This is a genomic window from Sarcina ventriculi (assembly GCF_900456775.1).
Taxonomy (GTDB): Bacteria; Bacillota; Clostridia; order Clostridiales; family Clostridiaceae; genus Sarcina; species Sarcina ventriculi.
In genome coordinates, this window is record NZ_UAUL01000007.1 from 59,118 (window position 1) to 83,748 (window position 24,631).

The window sequence follows — 24,631 nt, forward strand, 5'->3', positions numbered from 1 at the left end:
AGCTAATACTTTATTTTATAAAAGTTTAAAGTACAATAAATATTTTTCAGCAAACATTTAAACTCCACAAAATTTAAAAACTGATAACTCTACTTAACTCTATTAATTCATTTAGATAATAATTACAATTTATTTTAGTTTATATTTTAAAATTTACTTTTAATTTAATTAATTAAATTCACTATTTATTTTATTAAAATATCTATATTTTTATTTTTTTAGTTATTTATATAAATATTTTTTTAATTTTTAGTTATAAAGTTAACAAAATAAACAAAAAAAATGAAGTATTTTGTATAATACTTCATTAAAAATATATTATGTTAAATTCAACGAAATTATTTATCATTTAATTGATATACTAATGTGTATAAGCTTTCACTTAAATGAACATTTTCTACTGTAACATCTTCAGGAACATCTAAATCAACAGGGGCAAAATTCCATATAGCTTTTATTCCACCTCTTAATACCTCGTCACAAACCCTTTGAGCACTAATTCTAGGCACACATATTATAGCTATATCTATTTTATTTTCTTCCAAAAACTTTGGTAAATCATCAATATCTCTTATAGCGACATCTCTTATTTTAATTCCAAGCATTTTAGGATTTGCATCAAATATACCTGTTAATTCAAAACCAACTTTATCAAATTTGGTATAATTAGCAATTGCTTGCCCTATATTCCCAGCCCCTATTATTACTGTATTATACCTTTTATCAAGCCCTAAAATTACTCCAATTTCATTATATAGGTCTTTAACATTATATCCATAACCTTGTTGCCCAAAATCACCAAAACAATTTAAATCTTGACGTATTTGAGATGCAGTAAAACCTATTTTTTCACTTAATTCTTTCGAAGATATTCTATCAACATCATTATTTATAAGCTCTTGAAGATATCTATGATACTTAGGTAATCTTTTAATTACAGCCATAGATATATTTTTCTTTTTCTCTATCACAATTAAACACCTCTTTTACATTATTTTTATAAAGCTTATTTTGCAAACTTTGTTATAAATTTATTTATCCTATTTCTATTTTATCATATTTACATAAAATTTATCTATATTTTAACATTACTTATAACTTTATGTTATAATTATAAATTTTTCACCTTATTAATATATACCTCTTAAAAAAATAAGGCTTGGTGTAACACTATAACTACGTACACAAAGCCTTTTACTCTAAAAGAGAATATTAATCTAAGCTTGGGAATAAATCCCACAATCCATACTTCTGCCTGAAAGTATTCTTGCTCTTCTATTATATAAAATCTGATTTTTTCTGTCAACACCTTTTGACATTTTTCCTTATATGTATATTAAAATTTCACTTATTTATTTATTAAAACTATATTTATTTAAGCCTAATTAATAAAATACCCTACTAACAAAATAAAAATTATATTATTTTACTAATATATTTTCCATTAAAGCTATTATTTATTATACATTCTAAAATATAATCAATAATATTACTACATACATAATATGCAAAGCTTATATCATTATTAAAATTACTTTCTTTTTCATGTTGCCTAAAACAATTTTCCATAAATAATCCTATATCACATATCTGCATTTGAACTATCGCATTATCAAAATTAAATTTTTTAGCTTTGCTAGCTAGTTTTTTTTCATAACTAATATGCGTAAATATTTTATATTTTTCTCTCCAAGTTTCACTATGTGCTATACAGAAAAAATCACATAAAAAGTGACAAATGACTCCAAGTTCCTGACTAAACTTAATAATAGCTATATTTTTCTCTATATCCATAATACTAAGTTTTGAAAGATTTATTATTTTATTTAATACCATAGAATAAGATTCTTTTGCATAATGTTTTTTTAATTTATATTTTGATAATATATCTGGTTTTATATTCCCATATATGAAATTGAAATTACTTAACATATTCTTTTTATTCTCATTCATGTTTTTCAAAATATTTTTTGCCATTAACATATGTGTGCCTATTAACATTTTTTCTCCTTAGTTTTAACCACTTTGCTTATAAGATTTTAATATAAAATCAAATAAAAATTAATATAAATTTTATCAATAAAAACAAATTTAAACCCCACTAAGAAATCTATAAATAGCTTATTCCTTTCCTAATGGAGTCTAATTTATTTAATATTCATAAGTTGTTTCACTATCACATACTCTTACTTTAATTTTATCATCATCTAATGTTTTTTTATAAGAACATATAAAATCATTTAACTCTAAATCTTTAAAATTAACCTTCTTATCACTCTTAATAATCAACTCTTTTTCATTTAGAAATATTTCTAAATCATTTAAATCATTTTTTATTTTACAAACATTTATATTTTTTATATTTAATTGATTTTTATATTTTTCTTGAAAACCGATATTTTTTCTAAATGTTTCATAACTTTCTTCTGAAGGCATCATATTAGGAATTCCCATATTCATACCAAATCCCTTCATTTGTTGCTCTATGTCGCCTAAATCAAAACCATATCTTTTTAACATTTCTTTTTGAATGTTAAAAAATTTTTCTTGAGATATATTATTGTCATTCATATATTCTGTTACTTTTTTAGTAAAGTCAGCCATTGACATTCCACCTGTTGCTACTGAATAGTAAAGGTCATATATATATGATTCAAATTTATCTATATCTTTATCTCTGACTTTATTTTTAAGTTCATTAAAATCAACTACTCTATCATCCATTTTATCTATATCCTCCATCAATAACACTAAAATTATTATTCCCAATCTTATTAATTCTAAAACCCTAGATACAATTTTATATTAAAATAATTATAATACTATTATTATTTTATTTCCATAGAAATCCGCTACAAAAATAAGCTATAACTCTAAAATTGAGTTATAGCTTAAATATTACAAATACCCTTCTAATTCTTTGTTTTTCTCCATATCCTTTAAAAGTTGTTTTATTTCTTGCTCTCTATTTTTATCCATAACAAGTAAGACTCCATCTGTATCTACTATAACTAAATTATCAATTCCAAGACCAACAATTAATCTTTTTCCTCCAAATATAGAACAATTATTACATTCTTCTAAAAAAACTTTTTTAGATATATTATTACTTTCTTCATGATTTAAAAATCTACTTAATGCTGAAAAACTACCTATATCATCCCAAAAAAAATCCACTTTTATAACATAAGCTTTTCTAGTTTTTTGCATTATCCCAAAATCTATTGATATGCCTTCTATCATTTTATATTCTTGCCTAATAATTTCTTCTTCAGTTTCTTCGCCTAAATGAACATATATATCCATTAATGATTTATACATCTTTGGAATATACTTTTCTATTTCTCTTAATATTATATCTGCCCTAAATACAAATATTCCACTATTCCAAAGATAATTTCCCTTAGACAAAAAATCTTTAGCTACCTCTATATTAGGCTTTTCTGTAAACCTTGATATTTTATAACTTGGAATTTTTCCGTTTATACGCTCTCCCATTTCAATATATCCATATCCTGTTTCTGGTCTAGTAGGAGATATCCCTATTGTTACAATTCCTCTTTTTCTGTCAGCTATTTCTACAGCTTGTTTTAACGTTTGTATAAACTTATCATTTTCCTCTATATAATGATCAGATGGTAAGATTACCATGATTGCATCTTTATCCTTTTTTAAAAATTTTACAGCTGATAATCCTATACAAGTCGCAGTTTCTTTATTTAATGGTTCTGTAAATATATTTTTTTCATTTATATGTTCAATTTCATCTTTTATCTTAGCTTGATAATCACTATTTGTAACAATGTATACATTGTCTGTATCAACTAAAAGCCTCAATCTATCAACAGTATTTTGTAAAAAACTTTTGTTATTTATAATTTTTAAAAATTGTTTTGGTTCCTTTTGCCTTGAAAGAGGATATAACCTTGTCCCCTTTCCACCAGCTAAAATAAGCCCATATATCACACTTGTCAGCTCCACTCAATACTTTTCTTTATTTTATGTATCAACTTAAAGCTTTGTGAAATATACAGTATATACACTATCTGTTTACACTTTGTATACCTTTTCCATTCTTAAGTGCTAAGACTTCATCTGCTGATACTAAATCAACATCTCCCTCTATACTATGCTTTATAACAGCTGCTGCAACTCCAAATTCCAATGCTTCTTTATGATTCTCTCCATTTACTAATCCATATATAAGTCCAGCTGCAAAAGAATCTCCTGCTCCAACTCTATCATGAACCGAAAAATCATATCTTGCAGATTTATAAAGCTCATTTCCATCATAAATTATGGCAGATAATGCATTATGCGATGCTGAATAAGTTTCTCTTAAAGTTGATACTACATATTTTATACGAAATTTTTCTCTCATCTTAGAAAATATCTTGGTAAACATCTCTTCATCTAACTTATCTTTAGCAAAATTAGCTACATTATATTCCTTTTGTTTTCCCTCAATACTACTTAGCCACCCAAAGCATACATCTATATCCTCCAAAAATCTTGGTAATACATTCTCAAATTCTTCTAAAGTCCAAAGTTTACTCCTATAATTTAAGTCTACACTTATGCCTATCTTTCTTTTTTTAGCTTCATTTATAGCTTTTTCAACTAAAGCTATACACTTCTCCCCTAAAGCCAAAGTTATTCCAGATACATGAAACCAATCAGCATCTTTAAATATTTCTTCAAAATCAAAGTCATCTGGGTTTACGTTTACCATAGCAGAATTAGCCCTATCATATATTACATTAGAAGTTCTTGTTGAATTTCCTTTTTCTAAATAATAAAGTCCAATCCTATCTCCTTTTCTTTGTATATATCTGGTGTCTACACCATATTTCCTTAAATTATTAATTGCAGATTGTCCAATATCATTGTTAGGCAATTGTGTAACAAAACAAGAATTAATTCCCCAATTTGCAAGTGCTATGGCAACATTAGCTTCAGCTCCACCATATGCCATTTCCAATGTACTTGCTTGAAGAAATCTTTCATATCCTGGTGGAGATAGTCTTAATAAAACTTCACCAATTGTAACAACTTTTTTCACCTTAAAATTCCTCCTATAAACTTCTCCTAACTTCTTTAACTTTTTCTACAAATAATTTTGCCATTCTAGTTACTTCAACATAATTTCCTGTTTTAGCTCCAGCTGTTAATTTTCCACCAACACCAACTGCAATACAACCATTCTTTATCCACTGACCAACATTTTCTAAATCGACACCACCTGTTGGCATAATAGGTGCTTGTGGAAGAGGTGCTTTAAAATCTTTTATTATACTTGGTCCAAAAGCACTTCCTGGAAATACTTTTATCACATCAGCCCCAGCCTCCATAGCTTTTATAATTTCAGTAATCGTCATACAACCTGGCATATATGGAATTTGATATCTATTACATAGCTTTGCTGTTTCTAAATCAAACCCTGGACTTACTATATACTTAGCACCTGCTAAAATTGCAATTCTAGCTGTTTCACTATCTAAAACTGTTCCTGCTCCAACTACTAATTCTTCCTCTGAAAACTTTTCTTTTAAACTAGCTATAACTTTATCTGCTCCTGGCACTGTAAATGTAACTTCTATCGCTGATATTCCCCCTTCTATACAAGCTGCTGATATTTTTTCAGCCTCTTCTATACTATTTGCTCTAACTACTGCTACAACTCCAACATCTGTAATTTTATTTAATGTCCTTATCTTCTCTATCATTAATTTCCCCTCCAAATTAAATTATTTCGTGTTGATTTAAACATTTTCTTTCATTTTATTTGTAAATCTATTTAATATTTCCTATTTTTATTATATCATTACTTGCACACGTGAACAAGTAATAAAAAAATATTACTACCGAATTAATACATTATTAATTTTTTCTTATTAAAATTAATTACTTTTATTATATTAAAAATAAAATTGCTATAAATTTCTAATATTTAAATAACATAAATCCTAGAAACTAGCAATCTTATAAAATTCAAAACAATATTTTAAAATATCTATTTTAAATCTAAAACTGAATCTCTAATAATAAAATCAGTTTCAACAAAAATCTTTTCTTTTTCTATGTTTTTCTTATCTATCATATCCAAAATTTTTTCTCCACCTATTTCGCTTATCTTTTCAATTTTTCTCTTTATTGTAGTTAAAGATGGAGTTGTATAGGCTGAAAATTTTATATCATCAAATCCAATTATAGATATATCTTCTGGAATACTTAAATTGGCATCTATTATAGCTTTGATGGCTCCAATTGCCATATCATCATTTGAACAAAAAACCGCTGTTGGAGGTTTGCTTAAACTTATAAGTTTTTGCATAGCTTTATATCCTCCGTCTAAACTATAATTTCCTGAAACTATATATTCATCATTTATTTGAACCTTATTTTTTATGAGTGCATTAACAAAGCCTTCTTTTCTTTTTGCTGTTGATTTAAATTCCTTTTTTCCTGTTAATATCGCAATATCCCTATGTCCATTTTCAATTATATATTCTACTGCATTAAATACAGCTTCTTTATCATTAGATAAGATATTTACTACATTATTTGATTCTATATCTATATCTCTATCTAATATAACTAATGGTATCCCTTGAGCAATAACATGATATATAAATGCATTATCATCATCACTTTGACTCATTAATATTATTCCGTCGAATCTTTTATTATTAATTGATGAAAATTCTTTATAACTATCAATTGCTCTCACAACTAAATTGTATTGATCTGTAATAGATTTGTTTACCCCTTTTATAGCATCAAAGAAAAAATTAGGAGATGTTCCTTGAGTTATACTAGTAAAAAACAAACCTATTGTATATGATTTATGCAAAACTAAACTCTTTGCATTATAATTTGGAACGTAATTAAGTTCTTTTGCTATTTCTTTTATTTTTTTCTTTGTTTCTTCATTTATTAAAGAACTATTATTTAAAGCTCTAGATACTGTCGTATGTGATACATTTGCTAATTTAGCTATATCTTTTATAGTTACACTCATCTTTCTTCACCTTTCTATTATTTAAGTAATACAAATTAATAGCTAAATACATTTTTAATTTTATTAATCTATATATTCTTAACAAATACTAATATATTTTAAACTAAGTTTTATCTTATGTTATCACATTTTTCCATATCAAACTACATAAAAAATACACATATTGTATAAAACACTATGAATTTACCGTAAATTAATAAATCCATAGCGTTTATTTTCTACTAAATTATTATATATATTTAAAAATAAATTTAATTCTTATTTAAAAGACAAACACACCTAACAATCAAATTATTTTATTTACATATTAAAATAATTTTCTGCATTGTTATAAGAAATATCACTAATTATCTTTCCTAATATCTCCATATCATTTGGAAATTCTCCATTCTCAACCCATGTTCCAATTAAATTACAAAGTATTCTTCTAAAATATTCATGTCTTGGATATGATAAAAAGCTTCTTGAATCTGTTAACATACCAACAAAATTGCTTAAAAGACCTAAGTTAGCAAGTGTCGACATTTGTTCTTCCATCCCAAGTTTGTTATCAACAAACCACCATGCTGAGCCGAATTGAATTTTTCCTTTTGCAGTAGTTCCTTGAAAATTTCCAAGCATAGTTCCAATAACATAATTATCCTTTGGATTTAAAGTGTATAATATGGTTTTGGGAAGCTTATCTTCACTTTCTAATGAATCTAATAGTCTTGAAAGGGGATATGCAATTTCCTCATCATTTATAGAATCAAAACCTATATCCGCTCCTTTTTTATTAAACATTCTAGTATTGTTATCTCTCATTGCAGCAATATGCAATTGCATTGTCCAACCAAACTCTGAATAAGTTTCCCCTAAATATTTTAAAATTCCAGTTGTATAAGCCTTTTCTTCATCTTTAGAAACTTCTTCTCCACTTAATCCCTTTATAAATATTCTATTTAGTTCATCATAAGACGCCTCTTTATAAAATACACTATCTAATGCATGATCTGATATTCTGCATCCAACACTATGAAAAAATTTAACTCTTTCTCTTAAACCCTTTAATAAATCATCATAAGATTGAATTTCTTTTCCAGTAACTTCTCCCAACTTATTTATCCAAGGAATAAATGTTTTTTTATTTATTCTAATAGCTTTATCTGGTCTAAAGGTTGGCAATACTTTAACATCAAAATCTTTATCTTCTTTAAGCTTTATATGATACTCTAAAGAATCTACAGGATCATCTGTCGTACATAAAGCTTTCACATTAGATTTTTTTATTAAATCTCTTGCTCTAAAATCTTCTCTTTGTAACATTTCATTTGCCTTATTCCAAATGCTCTCTGCTGTTTTTTCATTTAAAGGTTCATGAATATCAAAAAATCTTTGAAGCTCTAAATGTGTCCAATGATAAAGTGGATTTCCTATAGCAATTTGAAGTGTTTTTACCCAAGCCATGAATTTTTCATAATCTGTGGCATCTCCAGTCATGAACCTTTCATCTATACCGTTACTTCTCATAGCTCTCCATTTATAATGATCTCCATATAACCAAACCTCTGTTATATTTTTAAATTGTTTATTTTCATATATTTCTTGTGGATTTAGATGACAGTGATAATCTATTATTGGCATTTCCTTAGCATATTTATGATAAAGCTCAACTGCTGTATCATTTGATAATAAAAAATTCTCATCCATAAATTTTTTCATAATATAATTCCCCCTAATTTGAACTTGCCTACTAGCATTTTTTCTTATACTTCTAACAATTCCATGTTATCTCATCTATTTTTATATTTTGAACAGCACTAATTTTATACTATAGTTTTATAAAGTAACTCCTGTTTTAAATATAGCTATCTCCCTAAAATCATTTTTTTCATTATTAACTAATTCTCCACTTGCAACTTTTATAATATAATCTATAAAACCCTTTAAAACCTCATCAAAAGATTTCCCTTTAACTAATTCACCCGCATTAAAATCTATCCAATTTCTTTTAAACTCATAAAGTCTAGAATTAGTTGATATTTTCATTGTAGGAACATAACTTCCAAACGGAGTTCCTCTTCCTGTTGTAAATAAAACCATTTGACAACCAGATGATGCAAGAGCTGATGCTGCTACTAAGTCATTTCCCGGAGCACTTAAAAGATTTAATCCTCTTTGCTCTAATCTATCACCATAATTTAAAACACCAACTACTTTTTCACTTCCAGCCTTTTGCGTACATCCTAATGATTTATCCTCAAGAGTTGTTATTCCACCTTCTTTATTTCCTGGTGATGGATTTTCATAAACTGGTTGATTGTATTTAATAAAATATTCCTTAAAATCATTAATTAAATTAACTGTTTTATCAAATACCTCTTTATCTCTACATCTATTCATAAGAATTGTTTCAGCCCCAAACATTTCTGGAACTTCAGTTAAAACAGTTGTACCACCTTGCGCTATTAAAAAATCTGAAAATCTTCCTAAAAGAGGATTAGCAGTTATCCCTGAAAATCCATCAGAGCCTCCACACTTTAAACCTATCTTAAGCTCTGATAATTTAACATCTTCCCTCTCATCATTCTTTACAACTTCATAGATTTCTTTTAAAATCTTTACTCCTTCTTCTATTTCATCTGAAACCTCTTGAGAAATTAAAAATTTTATTCTAGAACTATTAATATCTCCAACTAATTTCTTAAAATCAGTCATATTATTATTTTCACACCCTAGACCTAAGACTAGAACCCCACCAGCGTTTGGATGCCTAATAGCATCTTTAAGAATATTTCTTGTATTTTCATGGTCATCACCTAACTGAGAACATCCATAGTTATGTTTTAAAACTAAAGTGTTATCTATCTTTAGTTCTCCAACTTCTTTTTTGAATCTCTCCATTATTTTATCGGCTATACCATTTACACAACCAACAGTTGGCACTATCCAAATTTCATTTCTTATACCAACCTCTCCATTTTCTCTTTTATACCCTTTAAAAGTTAAATTCTCATTTTTTATATTATTTACTATTAATTTAGGGTCAAAACTATAATCCCTAACCCCTGTTAAATTAGTTCTTAAATTATGTGTATGCACATGACTTCCTTCCTCAACATCCAAAAATACATGCCCAATTGGGAAACCATACTTTATCACATTTTCATTGCTCTTAATACTTTTTATAGCTACCTTATGCCCCGTCTTTATATCATCTTTTATTAATATTTTTCTACCACTAACATCAATAATATCCCCCTTCTTTAAATCTTCTAATGTTACACATACATTGTCATTTTCATTTATTTTAATGATACTTTCCATAACATTAGCAAGGATATCAATAATTTTAAAACCCAGTACAATTTTTAATTACTATAATTAAATTACCCTTGCACTCCTTTCTATTTATTCATTACTTTTCTTACAGCATTTTTAATTCCTAAGTTTTCAATATCTATCAAATAATCAGAAACTTTATCTGTTAATCCTGGTATTTCATTTAAATCCCTTTTCCAAATTGTTTTATATCCTAAAACATTTATAACTATATCTCTTAAGCTATTATCATTTCCATCATATTTACTCCATAAAGATTCATAAAATCCTAAAACATCTTGTCCATCTTTTAGAGCAATGTCTTCATCTCCTCTTTTACCTTTGTAAAATTCTATTAATGCAGCTAAAGAAAAACATAACTTATTAGGAAGAGTTCCTTTTCTATCTAGATACTCTAATAATGATGGCAAATCTCTTGTTTCAAACTTTGACATAGAATTTAATGCTATACTCATTAAATAATGCTTTATAAACGGATTTCTAAATCTTTCTAAAACATCATTTGCAAATTCTTTTAATTCATCTTCTGGTAAATCTAATGTTGGAATAATTTCATCAAATATTATTTCTCTTAAATATTGACCAACTAAATTATCTTCAACCGAATCTTTAACAGTATCTAATCCACAAAGATAAGCAACTGGAACTAAAGATGTGTGCGCTCCATTTAAAATCCTAACTTTTCTAGTTCTATAAGGCGTCATATCATCAACAAATTTTATATTCAATCCAGCTTTTTCCACTGGAAATTCTCTTTCTATTTCCTTAGGTCCTTCTATTATCCAAAGATAAAACTGCTCACCAACATCTACAAGATTATCCTCATAACCTAATTCCTCTGTTATTTTAGAAATATTATCCCTTGGATATCCAGGAACTATTCTATCAACTAAACTACAACAAAATATATTTGCCTCATCAAGCCAGTTTATAAATTCACTTTCCAAATTCCAAAGATCAACATACTTATAAACCATCTCTTTAAGTTTTTCGCCATTTCTATCTATAAGCTCACATGGGATAATTATTAATCCCTTTTCCTTATTTCCATTAAAAAATTTAAACCTATGATATAAGAAAGCTGTTAACTTTGCTGGATAAGTATTTTGAGGTTTATCTTCCAATTTATCGTTTTCATCAAACGCAATACCAGCCTCAGTTGTGTTTGATATGACAAATCTTATTTCAGATTGTTCAGCTATCTTTAAATATTGCTCATACTCTTTGTAAGGATTTAAGCCCCTACTTATACTATTTATTACCTCATGCTCTCTAACAGCTTCACCTTTTTTCATTCCTTGTAAATATAATGTGTATAAACAATCTTGATTGTTTAACATTTGTACCATTCCATTCTCTAATGGTTGTACAACTACAACACTACCATTAAAATCCGCTCTTTCATTCATCTTTTGAACTTGCCAATCAACAAAACCTCTTAAAAAATTTCCTTCTCCAAATTGTACAATTTTTTCTGGGTAAGTTTTATAGCTTTGAAATAATTCTTTATTTAATCTCATAAAAATCCCCCTAATATTAAAACTTATTTTTTATTTAAAACAAATTTTCTAAGTATTAACAAATCTTAATTTATTTTATTATACCATCTATTGAACACGTGAACAATACTATTTGTAATTATTTTGCAAAATAATTTATAGTTCATATTTTATCTTATTGTTATCGTGTTCAAATTTAATAAATATAAAAGTATATAAAATTTTTATTCTATGTTTCTATATTTTTTTAAAGTATAATATAATGATAATTATTATATTATACAAGGAGGATTTTTTTATGATTTATTTTGAAATATGTTTATGTATATTTCTAATTCTATTTATTTTATTTGTCATATATTTTTCTATATTTATATTTAAATCCTCTATAACTCGCAAATTAAGAAATGAAAATGAAAGCTACGATTTTCTCTTAAAAAAAAGAGTTATAAATGATGATTTATATAAATCTCTAAAAAAAGAAAATATAGAAATAACATCTATTGATAATTTAAAATTATCTGCCATGTTGCTTCTAAATAAAAAACATACAAATAAATTTATAATTTTGGTTCATGGAATATCTATTGGATATATTGGATCTTTAAAATACTTTGATATATTTTTTAATAATGGATTTAACGTACTTATTATACATCAAAGAAGGCATGGTAAAAGTGAAGGTAAATATTCTACTTATGGTTATTTTGAAAAACAAGATGTTAATCTTTGGATAAATTATCTAGTACACAGATTTGGGAAAAATATCATTCTAGGATTACATGGTGAATCAATGGGAGCTAGTACAGTTCTTCAAACCATCCCATTAAATAACAACATAAAATTCGTAATTGAAGATTGTGGTTATTGTGACTTATATGAACTTATGAAATATGAGGTATCATGTCATGCTAATAAAATTTCTTACTACCCATTATTACTGGCTCTTAACATTACAAATTTAATTATAAAATTTAAGGCTAAATTTAGATTTCAAGATGTTAGTCCTATAAACATAGTAAAAAACACATCCATACCTATACTATTTATTCATGGAAGCAAGGATACTTTTGTACCCTCTTATATGTGTGAAAAACTTTATAATGCTAAGACGAAAGGTCTTAAACAAATCTTTCTTGTAGATAATGCAGCTCATGCAGAGTCCGTAATTGTCAACAAAGAACTTTATTCTAGAAAAATATCTGATTTCATTCAAAATGCTTTAAACGACACAGATAAATATATAAGTTAAAAGTGTTTATAAAAAAATAGGAGATTTTTAATCAAAAATCTCCTATTTTTTTATTTTAGAAGCCTCTTCTGTTTTTATAGAATTTGATGTAAGCCTATTTATCTCTTTTAATTCTTTTTCACTCAAATATCTCCAACTTCCTGTCTTCAAATTATCTAATTTTACATTCATTATTCTTACTCTTTCAAGTTTTATAACATTATATCCAAAATACGCACACATTCTTCTTATTTGTCGATTAAGCCCTTGAGTTAAAACTATTTTAAATTTATTTTTTCCTAATTTCTCAACATAACATTTTTTTGTTATAGTATCTAAAACAGGTACTCCATTTGCCATTCCTCTTATAAATTTATCATTTATATTTTTATTTACAGTTACGATATATTCCTTTTCATGATTATTTCCCGCTCTTAATATTTTATTTACAATATCCCCATCATTAGTTAAAAATATCAATCCTTCTGAATCTTTATCTAATCTTCCTATAGGGAATATTCTTTTCTCATGATTTATAAAGTCTACTATATTCCCTTTTATTTTCTTTTCAGTAGTGCACGTTATTCCTCTTGGTTTGTTTAATGCTATATAAATTAATTTATTTTCTACTTTTAATTCTTTATTATCTATTGTAACCTTTTGCCCTCTAAAAACTTTACTCCCCATAGTAGCTTTAATACCATCTACTTTCACTCTATTTTCTTCAATTAATTTATCAGCCTCTCTTCTTGAGCAAAAGCCTGTATCACTTATATACTTATTTAATCTTACTTCTTCTCTTCGTTTGTTCTCTAAACATTTATCCATATTAACAAACCTTTCTCTAGTTTATTTTAATATTTTTTCATTTCCAGAATTATTTATAATCACTCTTATATCATTACTTGAATCACCATCACTATTTATACACGAAACATATTCAGAAATATTATCTATATTAGATTCTTTTAAACTCTCTCCTGTAACTATTATTTCAATTTTCCTATTATTAGGAATCATATCGAGTTCGCTCATGAAACTAAAAATATCATCTAGAGCTGAAGTTACACTTTTATTTTTCCATTTTGCTTCATTTAAAAGCAACTTTCCTTTTTCCGTAGCAGAATACCCATAAGTTATCCTATTAAAACTATTTACTGTAAACTTTATTCGTGATGTCCCTTGAATTACTATTGTAGACTTTTCTCTCCCATAAGAATAAAAACCTAAAGCCCCCACTATAAAACATAATAAAGAAATGCAAATTATTAATTTTTTATATGGTTTAAGTCCTAACTTTCTTCTCCCGCATATATCAGCACCTATAATCTCATTTCTTTTATTTATATTAATAAATTCACCTGAACTTGTTAATATTACAGCACTATTTTTATACACTTCAAGAACAACACCTCTATATATATCAATGTCTACATAAGTTCTTCTAGTATTATTATTTTCTAACTCTTTAAAGTTTACATCAAGATAATCATAAATGTCTACATATTTATCATCCGAAGCTAATATAACATAAGCTAATATATAACCCCTCCACTTTATTAAAAAATCCATATTTATGTTGGTTTGTTTGGATAGTTTGTTAAAAGGTAAAGTTTTATTCTTTCTTATTAATTTTAACATTCTATCATCCTCATAAATATATAAAGCTATATTTAACAATAAATTTCTATCTCTTTGATTAATTTCTTTTCTACTTAATTTAAGCAATGATATTTTATATTTTTTTAGTTCATTTATAAAAAGGCGTATACGCTCTTTAGAAATATTTTTTCTAACCTTTCTTATATGTCTTTCCTTTGAAAAAATATATTTGTCTCTCATAAAATCTATACTTTGTGTATCCATAAATATTTAATCCCCCATTTAACCCTTTGTTATTTCAATCTTCCTCTTATTATCAACCTATTCTTGCTGTCTAATGTACAAGTAACTATTGTTACAATAGATTCATTTTCAGTATTATCTAATATATAAGTTTCATCTGGAGTGACTACAAAACTTGAATTTACTAAATATATATATTCTTTATTTTTATAAGTAAATATAATTTCATCTCCATTTTCCAATTTATCTATTTCTTTAAATGGTTGACCATAATTAGACGTTCTGTGCCCTGCAATACATAAATTACCCACCTCACCTGGCATAACACTATCTTTAAAATGCCCCACAAGATATTTTATATTTTCTTTTTCTACCCCCTCAACTACAGCTATCTCCAAATTTATTTTTGGTATATTTAAAACTGCCATAGGCTTATCCACATTATTCTCTATCTCAACTTGCTCATCATCTTCATCATAAGAATTTAAATTTTTAAAACTTTCTAAACTATCCTGTTGTCTTTTATAAGTATCATATTTCATAAAAATAGTAACTGAAATTAACAAAATACCTATACCCATAAAAATAATGCCAATCACGTTTTTTAATTTATACATAAAACATAAAATTCTCCCTTTCTAAAATTAAATTAATATTATATATTTATATTATACATTTATATTAAGTTCTTGAAAATTGAAATAATGTAAAATTTTAAAAGAGGTGATTTTTTTGAGAATAGGAATGGGCTATGATGTTCATAAACTTACAGAAAATAGAGATTTAATAATTGGCGGCGTTAATATTCCTTATGACAAAGGGCTTTTAGGGCATTCAGATGCTGATGTCTTACTTCATGCAATTATGGATAGTCTTTTAGGTGCAGCTGCCCTAGGAGACATAGGTAAGCATTTTCCAGATACTGACCAAAAGTATAAAGGAATAAGTAGCATAAAGCTATTAACTTATGTAGGTGAATTACTTAAAAAAAATAACTTTGAAATATTAAACATAGATTCTACAATTATTGCACAAGCACCTAAAATGGCGCCTCACATAACCACCATGAGAGAGAATATATCAAACGCTCTTAATATAGATATGAATCAAATAAATGTAAAAGCAACAACAGAAGAGGGTTTAGGGTTTACTGGTAAAAAAGAAGGTATTTCTTCACAAAGTATCTGTCTTTTACTAAAAAAATAATAATTTCTTAACCTTTAATATTAAAATAATATATTGCAAAGTAAAAAATTTTTACTTTTTAGCACATTATCTTAAAATAAAAAAGGGATTATATCAAACATTTGATACAATCCCTTTTTAGTTTATGCTAATTCTTTTTTAAGAACACTTGCCTTACTTCTTGATTTGAATACAGTAATAAATATCACTGCACAAATCCCCATTAAATATGGATAGAAAAGATATTTCATTATTTCTATTGGAGATACAGAAGCTATTGCTGCTGCTGATAAAAGTTGTGCTCCATATGGTATAACTCCTTGCATTGCACAAGAGAACATATCTAGTATCCCTGCAATTCTTGTAGATTCTAAACCATATTTATTTGATATATTTTTAGCTATTGGACCTACCGTAACTATTGCTATTGTATTGTTAGCTGTACACGCATCAACAATTCCAACTAAAGCTCCAATTCCAAGTTCTGCTCCAGTTTTTGTTTTTATTCTGCTTGTTATTAAATTTAATATAAAATCTATTCCACCATTTTCTTTAACTACATTTACTATACCTCCTATTAAAAGAGCAATTATAATTGTCTCACTCATTCCTGATATACCAGAAGATACAGAATCTAAAAATGTATTTATAGTTAAAGAATTTGTTAAAAAGCCTATTCCTGAAGCTAATACAATTCCACCTGTTAACACCATTATTACATTAACACCTAACAATGCTGCTACTAAAATACCTAAATAAGGTATAACTTTTATAAGATTGTAATCATAAGAAGCAGATGCAACTTGCGCCCCATTTCCTAAAACAATATAAACTATAATAGCTATAATAGCTGCAGGTAAAACAACTTTAAAATTAGTTTTAAATTTATCCTTCATTTCACAACCTTGAGTTTTTGTTGCCGCAATTGTTGTATCAGAAATCATTGATAGGTTATCTCCAAACATAGCTCCTCCAACTACTGCACCAACTATTAAAGGAGTAGCAAGTCCTGTTTTAGCTGCTATTTCAACAGCTATTGGAGCAACAGCCGCGATTGTCCCCATAGATGTACCTAAAGATATGGCAATGAAAGCCGAAATAACAAATATCCCTGCAACTAAGATATTGCTTGGAATAACTGTAAGCCCTAAATTTACTGTAGCTTCAACAGCACCCATTGATTTTGCAACTTGAGCAAAAATTCCAGCTAAAATAAATATAAACACCATTAAGATAATATCTAAATGTCCAGCACCCTTGCAAAATGTTTCTAAACTATTATTAAAACCTTTTTTTCTATTCATGAAAATAGCTACAACTGCTGCAATTATTCCTGGAACCAAAACAGACATAGCATAAAAATCATTTAATAATATACCTCCTCCTAAATATATAGCCATAAAAAGAATTAATGGCAATAATGCTAAGGCATTTCCCTTACTTTTTTCCATTTAAAATCACTCCCTAAAATAATTAAACCAAATAATCTTAAAAGCAGTAAACCTAAGTTAACAAAGTTTCAAACCTTATAATAGCATTTATAAAACAAAAAAACTTCTGCCGATTTAGACAGAAGCTACATATACGTGTTTATCACTTATCTCTCAGTTAAATCTGCAGGAATTAGCACCACTATATTTTAATATTACTAATAAAAGCCTAAATACACTTATTAAAAGCAAATTAATAATATTGGTTGCTGGGCTTCACAGGGCCAGTCCCTCCGCCTCTCTTGATAAGAATTATTCGATTTTTATTTATATTAACATCTATTATAAAATTTGTCAAGTATAAATTTATATGTATTTTCTACATTTTATTAAACTTTTTTCTAAATATCTTTTAAAAATTTTTCTAAAATTATTCCTTGATTTTTAGGATAATTAAGTTTAGAACTATTTTTAATTACTTTTTGTAGAAAATCACAAGCTTTTTTTACAGATTCCTCAAAAGATTTGTGTTGCATCATTGAGCCTATTACAATCGAAGTAAATGCATCCCCAGTTCCAGAGTAAGAAGCATTTATCCTTTTGTTTTTTATTTTAATAATCTTCCTTTCTTCTTTATCATAAGCTATAGTATTTATATACTCCTTATTATACTCATTTACTACACTAGTTATGATAACTTTTTTTATCCCTAATTTACTAAGTTCTATAGCATATTCTTCAACTTCTTCATTTGTGAAAAACTCTTTATATTCTTTTCCAAGTAAAAAACAAGCCTCTGTTATATTAGGTGTTATAATATCAGAAAATGCTATAAGCTTTTTCATACTTTCTACCATCTTAGTATCTATTCCAGTATAAAGTTTCCCATTATCCCCCATAACAGGATCAACAACTACAAGTGTATCATTTTTTTTAAAACTTCTTATAAAATCAATTACAAAATCAACTTGATTAGAGTTTCCTAAATACCCACTATAAATACATTGAAAATTTACCCCTAAACTTTCCCAATGTTTTTTGGCCTCTTCCATAAAACCACTCAAATCAACAAAAGCCGGTTTGCCAAATCCACCTGTATGTGTAGATAAAATAGCCGTTGGCATAGGACAAACTTCATTTCCCATAACAGATAAAATAGGTATTATTGTAGTTAATGATGCTTTCCCAAAACAAGACATATCATGTATGGCTGCAATTCTTTTTATATAATTCATATTTTTTACTCTAGCCTTATTTTAGACAATCCTTTCTTACATATTTTCATTTTTATATAACAAAAACAGTTTGATAAGCTATTATCAAACTGTTCTTTATTTGGAGCGGGTACTGAGAATCGAACTCAGGTGTTCAGCTTGGAAGGCTGACATTCTACCATTGAACTACACCCGCATATGGTGCATCATCAGGGGATCGAACCCTGGACACCCTGATTAAGAGTCAGGTGCTCTACCAACTGAGCTAATAATGCACAAAACTGTTTTTAATTTTTAATGGAGCGGGTACTGAGAATCGAACTCAGGTGTTCAGCTTGGAAGGCTGACATTCTACCATTGAACTATACCCGCATATGGTGCATCATCAGGGGATCGAACCCTGGACACCCTGATTAAGAGTCAGGTGCTCTACCAACTGAGCTAATAATGCACAAAACTGTTTTTAATTTTAATGGAGCGGGTACCGGGAATCGAACCCGGGTGTTCAGCTTGGAAGGCTGACATTCTACCATTGAACTACACCCGCATGGCTGGGATAGCAGGATTCGAACCTACGAATAACGGAGTCAAAGTCCGTTGCCTTACCGCTTGGCGATATCCCAAAATGGTGTACCTTTAGGGATTCGAACCCCAGGCCCACGCCTTAGAAGGGCGTTGCTCTATCCAGCTGAGCTAAAGATACACGTTTTTGCTTGTACGTTTTTCAACGACAAGATAAATTATATAACATGTAATTTATCTTGTCAATACATTTTATTATTTTTATTTTATATATACAACATGATAAATATTAAATTATTTCCTTTAGTTCTTTGAATAAATATTGCTTTAACTGTTCTCCTTTTTGCCTATCCTTACTTGCCTGCTCACAAAAATTTAACCATTCATCTCTAGTCATAGACGTTTCTTGTTTAAAACATTCCGTATAATTCGTCTGAGAAATCGTTTTTATAACAAATTTACCTAATTCCTTAGAAGTAAAAAATGCTTTCATATATAAAAACGAATTAGCATCACCTATCCAATTAGAGTTAAATTTACTACAAAAACTTATAATTTTTCTATGACAATCTTCATTTTTAAATCTCCATAATTTTTTAATTTCCTCTATATCGCCTTCTATATATTTTCTTTCATCATCTGTAACTTTATTCTTTATCACCGCATCATTAAGTATAGAATCTACTGTTGCTATCGGAATTTTAGTAATAGTTTTTTCTCTTCCATAAATCCACATATAATAAGCTTGTGGCAAAAAGCAATACTGTACATATCCCAAAAAAGCATCTATATTTGGAGCAGGCACCCATCCACTTTCTACCCCAGATTTTTTAGTGAAAATAGTATAATGGAGATATATAGTTTTATCTGTTACATAGTCATATCTAAACACCCTTTCTCTTAAAGTTTTATTCTTTCGTATAAAAGGCTCCCAATAAGATATAGAATTATAATTTTTCACAAACTCTCCCCCTATATATAATAAAATCACTATTTACTTCCATAAACTTAATAAAAACACCTTTAATTATTTCTATTAATTATAATAATTTATTGATTCAGTTTATTCTTTATGATAGTTTATATATATATTTATTTTTTATATTTATTTAGAGGTGATTATTTGAGTTATTCTTGTGAAATATGCAAAAAAGATGGTGATATCCATCATATAGTTCATAGAAGCGAAGGTGGGTTAGACTTTAAATTAAATTATAAATATTTATGTCCAAACCATCATAGGGGTAAAAATGGACCTCATAAAAATAAATTTGTAGATTTAAACTATAAATTAGAAATGCAAATAGCCCTAGAATCAACTCTAAAAAAAGAATTTTACTCACTAGATGAAATATACGAACTAACTCATATTAAAAAAAACCAATTGAAAAAACTTAGTAAGAATTTGAAATTATATAAAGAAGGTTATATGTCTAAGGATATAATATTTGAACTTATGGGTAGAAAAAAATATTCTAAAGAATATATAGAAGATTTATTAATTGAAGAATTGTTTTCACATTTATAATCATTAACACTTTAATTACTCTTAACTGTTCAAATTTTTTTATTAAAAAAATAAAAAAGTAGTTATAAAACTACTCTTATAAATTGGAGCGGAAGACGGGACTCGAACCCGCAACTTTCACCTTGGCAAGGTGACACTCTACCATTGAGTCACTTCCGCATATTAATTTAAAATTGGTGCAGATGAAGGGAGTCGAACCCCCACGCCAAAGGCGCTAGATCCTAAGTCTAGTGCGTCTGCCAATTCCGCCACATCTGCATCTTATTTATATTTTATCAAATAACTATAGTATTTGCAAGTATAAAAATAAATTAACTTTCATTCTTACACCCTATCTACATCTAATTAAATGATTAAAATTTTAACTCTCTACTTTAAAATAACAGTATTGATTTTAAATAAAAGTGAAAATATTTTAACTCTAAAAATATCTCATATTTACCTAAAATCAATAACTGTTTAAACAAACTAAATTAAATCTTTTTTATATTTTTGAAATAGTAAATGTATACTCTATATCCTCATTTGATGGAATTAGATATTCATTATGAACCGGAGCTCCCCAACTATCATCTCCACCAACACCCATTTGTTTTCCAATTATACGAACCCACGTATAATTTACATATGGTAACTCATATATATGCATTGCATTTTCAATTTCATATGCGCTATATGGAAGCACACTTAATTCAAATGGAGTATCTTTATATTTAAATGTTAAGCCCTCTCCATCTTTATTAGTTACTTTTACCCATCTCACATTTGTCCTATTTCCACATTCTTGAGGTATTAAATATCTTGACATATTTTCTCTTGCTGTGCTTTCAAATACATTAAGTCTTGCACCTTCTTTTCTGTCGATATAATTTTCTTCTGGACCATAACCATAATACTTAAAGTTTTCAAATTCTTTTTTAAGTTTAAAATCCATAGAAATTAAAGGAATTTCAGATAATCCTTCTACCCCTTTATATTTAATGTTTACATCTATATCTCCATGTTTTTTCACTGTATACTTAACTATATTATTAGTTACAATAGCTGTTGGCAATGCAAAAGTATACGTTAATGAAACCTCATCTTCTCTTTCTTCTAAATTAAAATCAATAAGCTTTTGATTTGCACCTGCAATTTGCCACTGTGCACATCTAAAATTATGAGCATTTCCTTTATCATTATCTGTTGTTGCTCTAAAGTAAGACGTTTTAGGTGCTCTTGTTATATATTCTTTACCATCATAACATAAAGAAATAATTCCACCTTCGCTTAATGAAAACATGAAGTAAAAGTTCTCCCCTTTAACTCCTATATTTCCATCTCCACGAATAACCTTGAATCTATCTTTTTCTTCATAAATATCCTCTTTAAAATTAGATACATTAAACACATGTTGCCCAAAAGCTACTTCATGCCCCTTATTTACCCAAGATGTATCATTTTTAGATTTCATTGATACATTTATAGTATATTCCCCATTTTCTTTTATCTTTGGATAATCAAATTTTACATATTCTTGAGATTGAGGCTTTACATCTACATCCATGGTATATTGAAATATTTTTTTTCCTTCTTTTTCTATATAAACTATAAAATCATATTCTTCTGTTCCTACAAATAAATTGTTATTTTTATAAGTATTCCTTCAGTATCTGGAACTATTTTAACATTTGAATATAAATATTTAACTTCTTGAACTTTTGGTGATACTGTTCTATCTGCATAAATTATCCCATCTGTACAAAAACAATAGTCAGTTGATCTATCATTAAAATCTCCACCATATGCTAGAATTTTATTTCCATTTTCGTCTGTTGTTTCTATAGCTTGATCTATATAATCCCATATAAATCCACCTTGATACATTTCATACTTATCTTCAAGTTCAGAATAAAGATTCATTCCTCCGCATGAATTTCCCATAGCATGCATATACTCACAACTTATATAAGGTTTTTTAGGGTTACTCTTTAAATAATCTTCTATCTCATTTGGTTTTGCATACATTCTACTTTCTATATCACTTATATCATTAAACTCTCTATTCCAAAACACTCCTTCATAATGAACCAAACGAGTGTTATCATTTTCATGAAAATATTTAGTCATCTCTAAAATGTTTTCACCAGCATACGATTCATTTCCACAAGACCAAATAAGAATTGACGGATGATTTTTATCCCTTTGAAGCATAGATTCAGCTCTATCTACAACAACATTTCTCCACTCTTTCAACGAACCAGGTACATTCCAACTTGGCTCACACTTTCCTAATTTTTGCCATGAACCGTGACTTTCTAAATTAGCCTCATCTATTAAATAAATTCCATATTCATCACATAAATCATAGAAATAACTTTGATTTGGATAATGAGAAGTTCTAACAGCATTTATATTATTTTGTTTTAAAAATTTAATATCCCAAATCATATCTTCTTTGCTTATAGCTCGTCCAGTTTTACAACTAAACTCATGCCTATTAACACCTTTAAACACAATTCTTTTTCCATTTAAATGCATTATGTTATCTATTAACTCGAATCTTCTAAAACCAATTTTTTGAGGTATTATTTCTATTAAATTATTTTCTTCATCTAAAACTTCGATATATAAAGTATAAAGATATGGATTTTCAGCACTCCATGAATTAACATTTTCTATAGTTTTACTAAATTCTACATTTTCTTTTCCTTGCACTTCTTTAAATTCACATATTAGCTTTTCATCTTTATCCTTTAAGTATCCCTTAATTGTACACTTTTCCAAACTATCTAACTTTATGTTAACATTTAATTGTCCATTTTTATAAGTATCATCTAAATTTTGCTTTACAAATAAATCCTGCACATGACATTTTGGAGTTGCGTACAAATAAACATCTCTAAATATTCCTGAAAATCTCCAAAAGTCTTGATCTTCAATCCAACTAGCACTACTTTTTTTATATACTTCAACTGCTAATTTATTTTCACCATCTTTTAAATATTCTGTTAATTCAAACTCTGATGGCGTAAAACTATCTTCACTATAACCTATAAATTTGCCATTTAACCAAAAATAAAAAGCAGTTTCCACTCCTTGAAATGAAATAAATATTTTTTTATTTTTCAATTCATCTTTTAATTCAAAATATTTAATATAACTTCCAACAGGGTTATATTCTTTAGAAACATATGGAGGTCTAAGTTCTTCTTGTCCATCCCAAGGATATAAAGTATTTATATATTGTAAATTATCATATCCTTGAAGTTGTATATGCCCTGGAACATTTATCTCATCAAAATTTCCACAATTAAAATCTTCTCTATAAAAATCTTTTATTCTTTTATCTGGATTTTCTGCATAAGAAAATTTCCATTTTCCATTTAAATATTGTCTAAGTGGCATATTATCTTTTAATTTTATATGCTCTTTATCCTCATAATATAGATGATCTGAATGTGCATCTATTCTATTTACTCTAAAAATTTCTGGATTCTCTAACCAATCTAAATTAGGACTATTGCTCATAAAAAACTCTCCTTTTCATTTTAAGTTAATTCTTATTTGCTCTTTAGGTTAATCATTTTCAAAACACTTAAAATATATAATTGATAACCTATATCTATTATCACTCTTATCCACTTATTAATCAATATTTTTTTCTATTTTTTATAAATTTATCCTTAAATTATAATGAAATTCAAACTTATATATAACTACAACTTTTAATTTTATTTTTCATTGACACTTTTATTTAATCTATCTATAATATATAGTATCAATTTAATATTTATTGTTTAAACAATAGTTAAAAGCTATGATGAGAAGAGTAAGCTTTTTTAATATTTTTCCA

Annotated in this window: 19 protein-coding genes, 9 tRNA genes, 1 pseudogene, 1 riboswitch and 1 other annotated feature (1 of these 31 running past the window's edge); of the genes and pseudogenes, 3 read left to right on the forward strand and 26 right to left on the reverse strand. The window is 27.2% G+C overall.

Translation table 11 applies throughout. The annotated features are described in order from the left end of the window. Positions 1–338: 338 nt before the first annotated feature. From DR020_RS04410 to DR020_RS04455, 10 genes are all read right to left on the reverse strand, one after another. A complete protein-coding gene (locus tag DR020_RS04410) occupies positions 339–968 on the reverse strand; it encodes a redox-sensing transcriptional repressor Rex (RefSeq protein WP_055260077.1) in 630 nt (209 codons plus the stop codon). 448 nt (positions 969–1,416) lie between these two features. Further along, positions 1,417–2,001, reverse strand: coding sequence for a zinc dependent phospholipase C family protein (locus DR020_RS04415; protein WP_058993810.1), 585 nt, complete (start codon positions 1,999–2,001; stop codon positions 1,417–1,419). A gap of 150 nt (positions 2,002–2,151) precedes the next feature. After that, the gene (locus DR020_RS04420) at positions 2,152–2,724 is read right to left on the reverse strand and encodes a DUF3867 domain-containing protein (RefSeq protein WP_055260046.1); all 573 of its coding nucleotides are present in this window, start codon (positions 2,722–2,724) and stop codon (positions 2,152–2,154) included. Between the two features lie 174 nt (positions 2,725–2,898). Beyond that, entirely contained in the window at positions 2,899–3,966 is a 1,068-nt protein-coding gene (locus DR020_RS04425) for a mannose-1-phosphate guanylyltransferase (protein ID WP_112365377.1), read from the reverse strand. A 76-nt stretch (positions 3,967–4,042) separates the two neighbouring features. Further along, positions 4,043–5,062, reverse strand: a complete 1,020-nt coding sequence (locus DR020_RS04430) for a sugar kinase (protein WP_055260044.1) — start codon at positions 5,060–5,062, stop codon at positions 4,043–4,045. A gap of 13 nt (positions 5,063–5,075) precedes the next feature. Beyond that, a complete protein-coding gene (locus DR020_RS04435) occupies positions 5,076–5,726 on the reverse strand; it encodes a bifunctional 2-keto-4-hydroxyglutarate aldolase/2-keto-3-deoxy-6-phosphogluconate aldolase (RefSeq protein WP_055260043.1) in 651 nt (216 codons plus the stop codon). A 287-nt stretch (positions 5,727–6,013) separates the two neighbouring features. Then, the gene (locus DR020_RS04440; RefSeq protein WP_055260042.1) at positions 6,014–7,021 is read right to left on the reverse strand and encodes a LacI family DNA-binding transcriptional regulator; all 1,008 of its coding nucleotides are present in this window, start codon (positions 7,019–7,021) and stop codon (positions 6,014–6,016) included. A 300-nt stretch (positions 7,022–7,321) separates the two neighbouring features. Beyond that, positions 7,322–8,722: a glucuronate isomerase gene (uxaC, locus tag DR020_RS04445; RefSeq protein WP_112365378.1), complete on the reverse strand. Its 1,401-nt coding sequence runs from the start codon at positions 8,720–8,722 to the stop codon at positions 7,322–7,324. A 117-nt stretch (positions 8,723–8,839) separates the two neighbouring features. After that, on the reverse strand, positions 8,840–10,327 hold the full coding sequence (locus DR020_RS04450) for a UxaA family hydrolase (RefSeq protein WP_112365379.1): 1,488 nt from the start codon (positions 10,325–10,327) through the stop codon (positions 8,840–8,842). Between the two features lie 80 nt (positions 10,328–10,407). Then, a complete protein-coding gene (locus tag DR020_RS04455) occupies positions 10,408–11,862 on the reverse strand; it encodes a tagaturonate reductase (protein ID WP_112365380.1) in 1,455 nt (484 codons plus the stop codon). Between the two features lie 277 nt (positions 11,863–12,139). On the opposite strand from DR020_RS04455, the gene DR020_RS04460 reads away from it, so the two are divergent. After that, positions 12,140–13,093, forward strand: a complete 954-nt coding sequence (locus DR020_RS04460; protein ID WP_055260038.1) for an alpha/beta hydrolase — start codon at positions 12,140–12,142, stop codon at positions 13,091–13,093. 42 nt (positions 13,094–13,135) lie between these two features. Here DR020_RS04460 and rluF read toward each other — a convergent pair whose 3' ends face one another. From rluF to DR020_RS04475, 3 genes are read right to left on the reverse strand one after another with little or no spacing between them, the layout of a single operon-like run. Next, positions 13,136–13,900 (reverse strand): 23S rRNA pseudouridine(2604) synthase RluF, encoded by a 765-nt coding sequence (rluF, locus tag DR020_RS04465; protein ID WP_112365381.1) that lies wholly within the window; start codon positions 13,898–13,900, stop codon positions 13,136–13,138. 21 nt (positions 13,901–13,921) lie between these two features. Continuing rightward, complete coding sequence (locus DR020_RS04470) at positions 13,922–14,938, reverse strand: anti-sigma factor domain-containing protein (RefSeq protein ID WP_112365382.1); 1,017 nt, start codon at positions 14,936–14,938, stop codon at positions 13,922–13,924. 29 nt (positions 14,939–14,967) lie between these two features. Next, a complete protein-coding gene (locus tag DR020_RS04475; RefSeq protein ID WP_112365383.1) occupies positions 14,968–15,534 on the reverse strand; it encodes a class D sortase in 567 nt (188 codons plus the stop codon). A gap of 115 nt (positions 15,535–15,649) precedes the next feature. Here DR020_RS04475 and ispF point away from each other — a divergent pair, with 115 nt between their 5' ends. Next, entirely contained in the window at positions 15,650–16,123 is a 474-nt protein-coding gene (gene ispF / locus DR020_RS04480) for a 2-C-methyl-D-erythritol 2,4-cyclodiphosphate synthase (RefSeq protein WP_055260034.1), read from the forward strand. 122 nt (positions 16,124–16,245) lie between these two features. On the opposite strand, the gene DR020_RS04485 is transcribed toward ispF, so the two are convergent. From DR020_RS04485 to DR020_RS04530, 10 genes are all read right to left on the reverse strand, one after another. Then, complete coding sequence (locus DR020_RS04485; protein WP_055260033.1) at positions 16,246–17,553, reverse strand: Na+/H+ antiporter NhaC family protein; 1,308 nt, start codon at positions 17,551–17,553, stop codon at positions 16,246–16,248. Positions 17,554–17,696: 143 nt separating this feature from the next. After that, positions 17,697–17,844: riboswitch (SAM riboswitch) on the reverse strand. Between the two features lie 89 nt (positions 17,845–17,933). Continuing rightward, positions 17,934–18,767, reverse strand: a complete 834-nt coding sequence (locus DR020_RS04490; protein WP_112365384.1) for a pyridoxamine kinase — start codon at positions 18,765–18,767, stop codon at positions 17,934–17,936. Positions 18,768–18,868: 101 nt separating this feature from the next. After that, a tRNA-Gly gene (locus tag DR020_RS04495) sits at positions 18,869–18,942 on the reverse strand. Positions 18,943–18,945: 3 nt separating this feature from the next. Further along, positions 18,946–19,021: transfer RNA gene (locus DR020_RS04500), tRNA-Lys, on the reverse strand. Positions 19,022–19,044: 23 nt separating this feature from the next. Then, positions 19,045–19,118 (reverse strand) — tRNA-Gly (locus tag DR020_RS04505). A 3-nt stretch (positions 19,119–19,121) separates the two neighbouring features. Beyond that, a tRNA-Lys gene (locus tag DR020_RS04510) sits at positions 19,122–19,197 on the reverse strand. Positions 19,198–19,219: 22 nt separating this feature from the next. Continuing rightward, positions 19,220–19,293, reverse strand: a tRNA-Gly gene (locus DR020_RS04515). A 1-nt stretch (position 19,294) separates the two neighbouring features. Next, a tRNA-Gln gene (locus DR020_RS04520) sits at positions 19,295–19,369 on the reverse strand. 3 nt (positions 19,370–19,372) lie between these two features. Beyond that, positions 19,373–19,449: transfer RNA gene (locus DR020_RS04525), tRNA-Arg, on the reverse strand. Positions 19,450–19,557: 108 nt separating this feature from the next. Then, on the reverse strand, positions 19,558–20,229 hold the full coding sequence (locus tag DR020_RS04530; protein ID WP_112365385.1) for a hypothetical protein: 672 nt from the start codon (positions 20,227–20,229) through the stop codon (positions 19,558–19,560). Between the two features lie 162 nt (positions 20,230–20,391). Between DR020_RS04530 and DR020_RS04535 the strand changes: the two genes are divergently transcribed. Continuing rightward, positions 20,392–20,796, forward strand: a complete 405-nt coding sequence (locus DR020_RS04535; RefSeq protein ID WP_055260030.1) for an HNH endonuclease signature motif containing protein — start codon at positions 20,392–20,394, stop codon at positions 20,794–20,796. A gap of 84 nt (positions 20,797–20,880) precedes the next feature. Here DR020_RS04535 and DR020_RS04540 read toward each other — a convergent pair. The 3 genes and pseudogenes from DR020_RS04540 to DR020_RS04550 all read right to left on the reverse strand — a co-directional run bounded on the left by DR020_RS04540 (position 20,881) and on the right by DR020_RS04550 (position 24,306). Further along, positions 20,881–20,955 (reverse strand) — tRNA-Gly (locus DR020_RS04540). Positions 20,956–20,970: 15 nt separating this feature from the next. Further along, positions 20,971–21,054, reverse strand: a tRNA-Leu gene (locus DR020_RS04545). A gap of 226 nt (positions 21,055–21,280) precedes the next feature. Further along, a pseudogene (locus DR020_RS04550) lies at positions 21,281–24,306 on the reverse strand (glycoside hydrolase family 2 TIM barrel-domain containing protein). 280 nt (positions 24,307–24,586) lie between these two features. After that, positions 24,587–24,631: a binding site (T-box leader), on the forward strand; it runs 163 nt beyond the window's last position.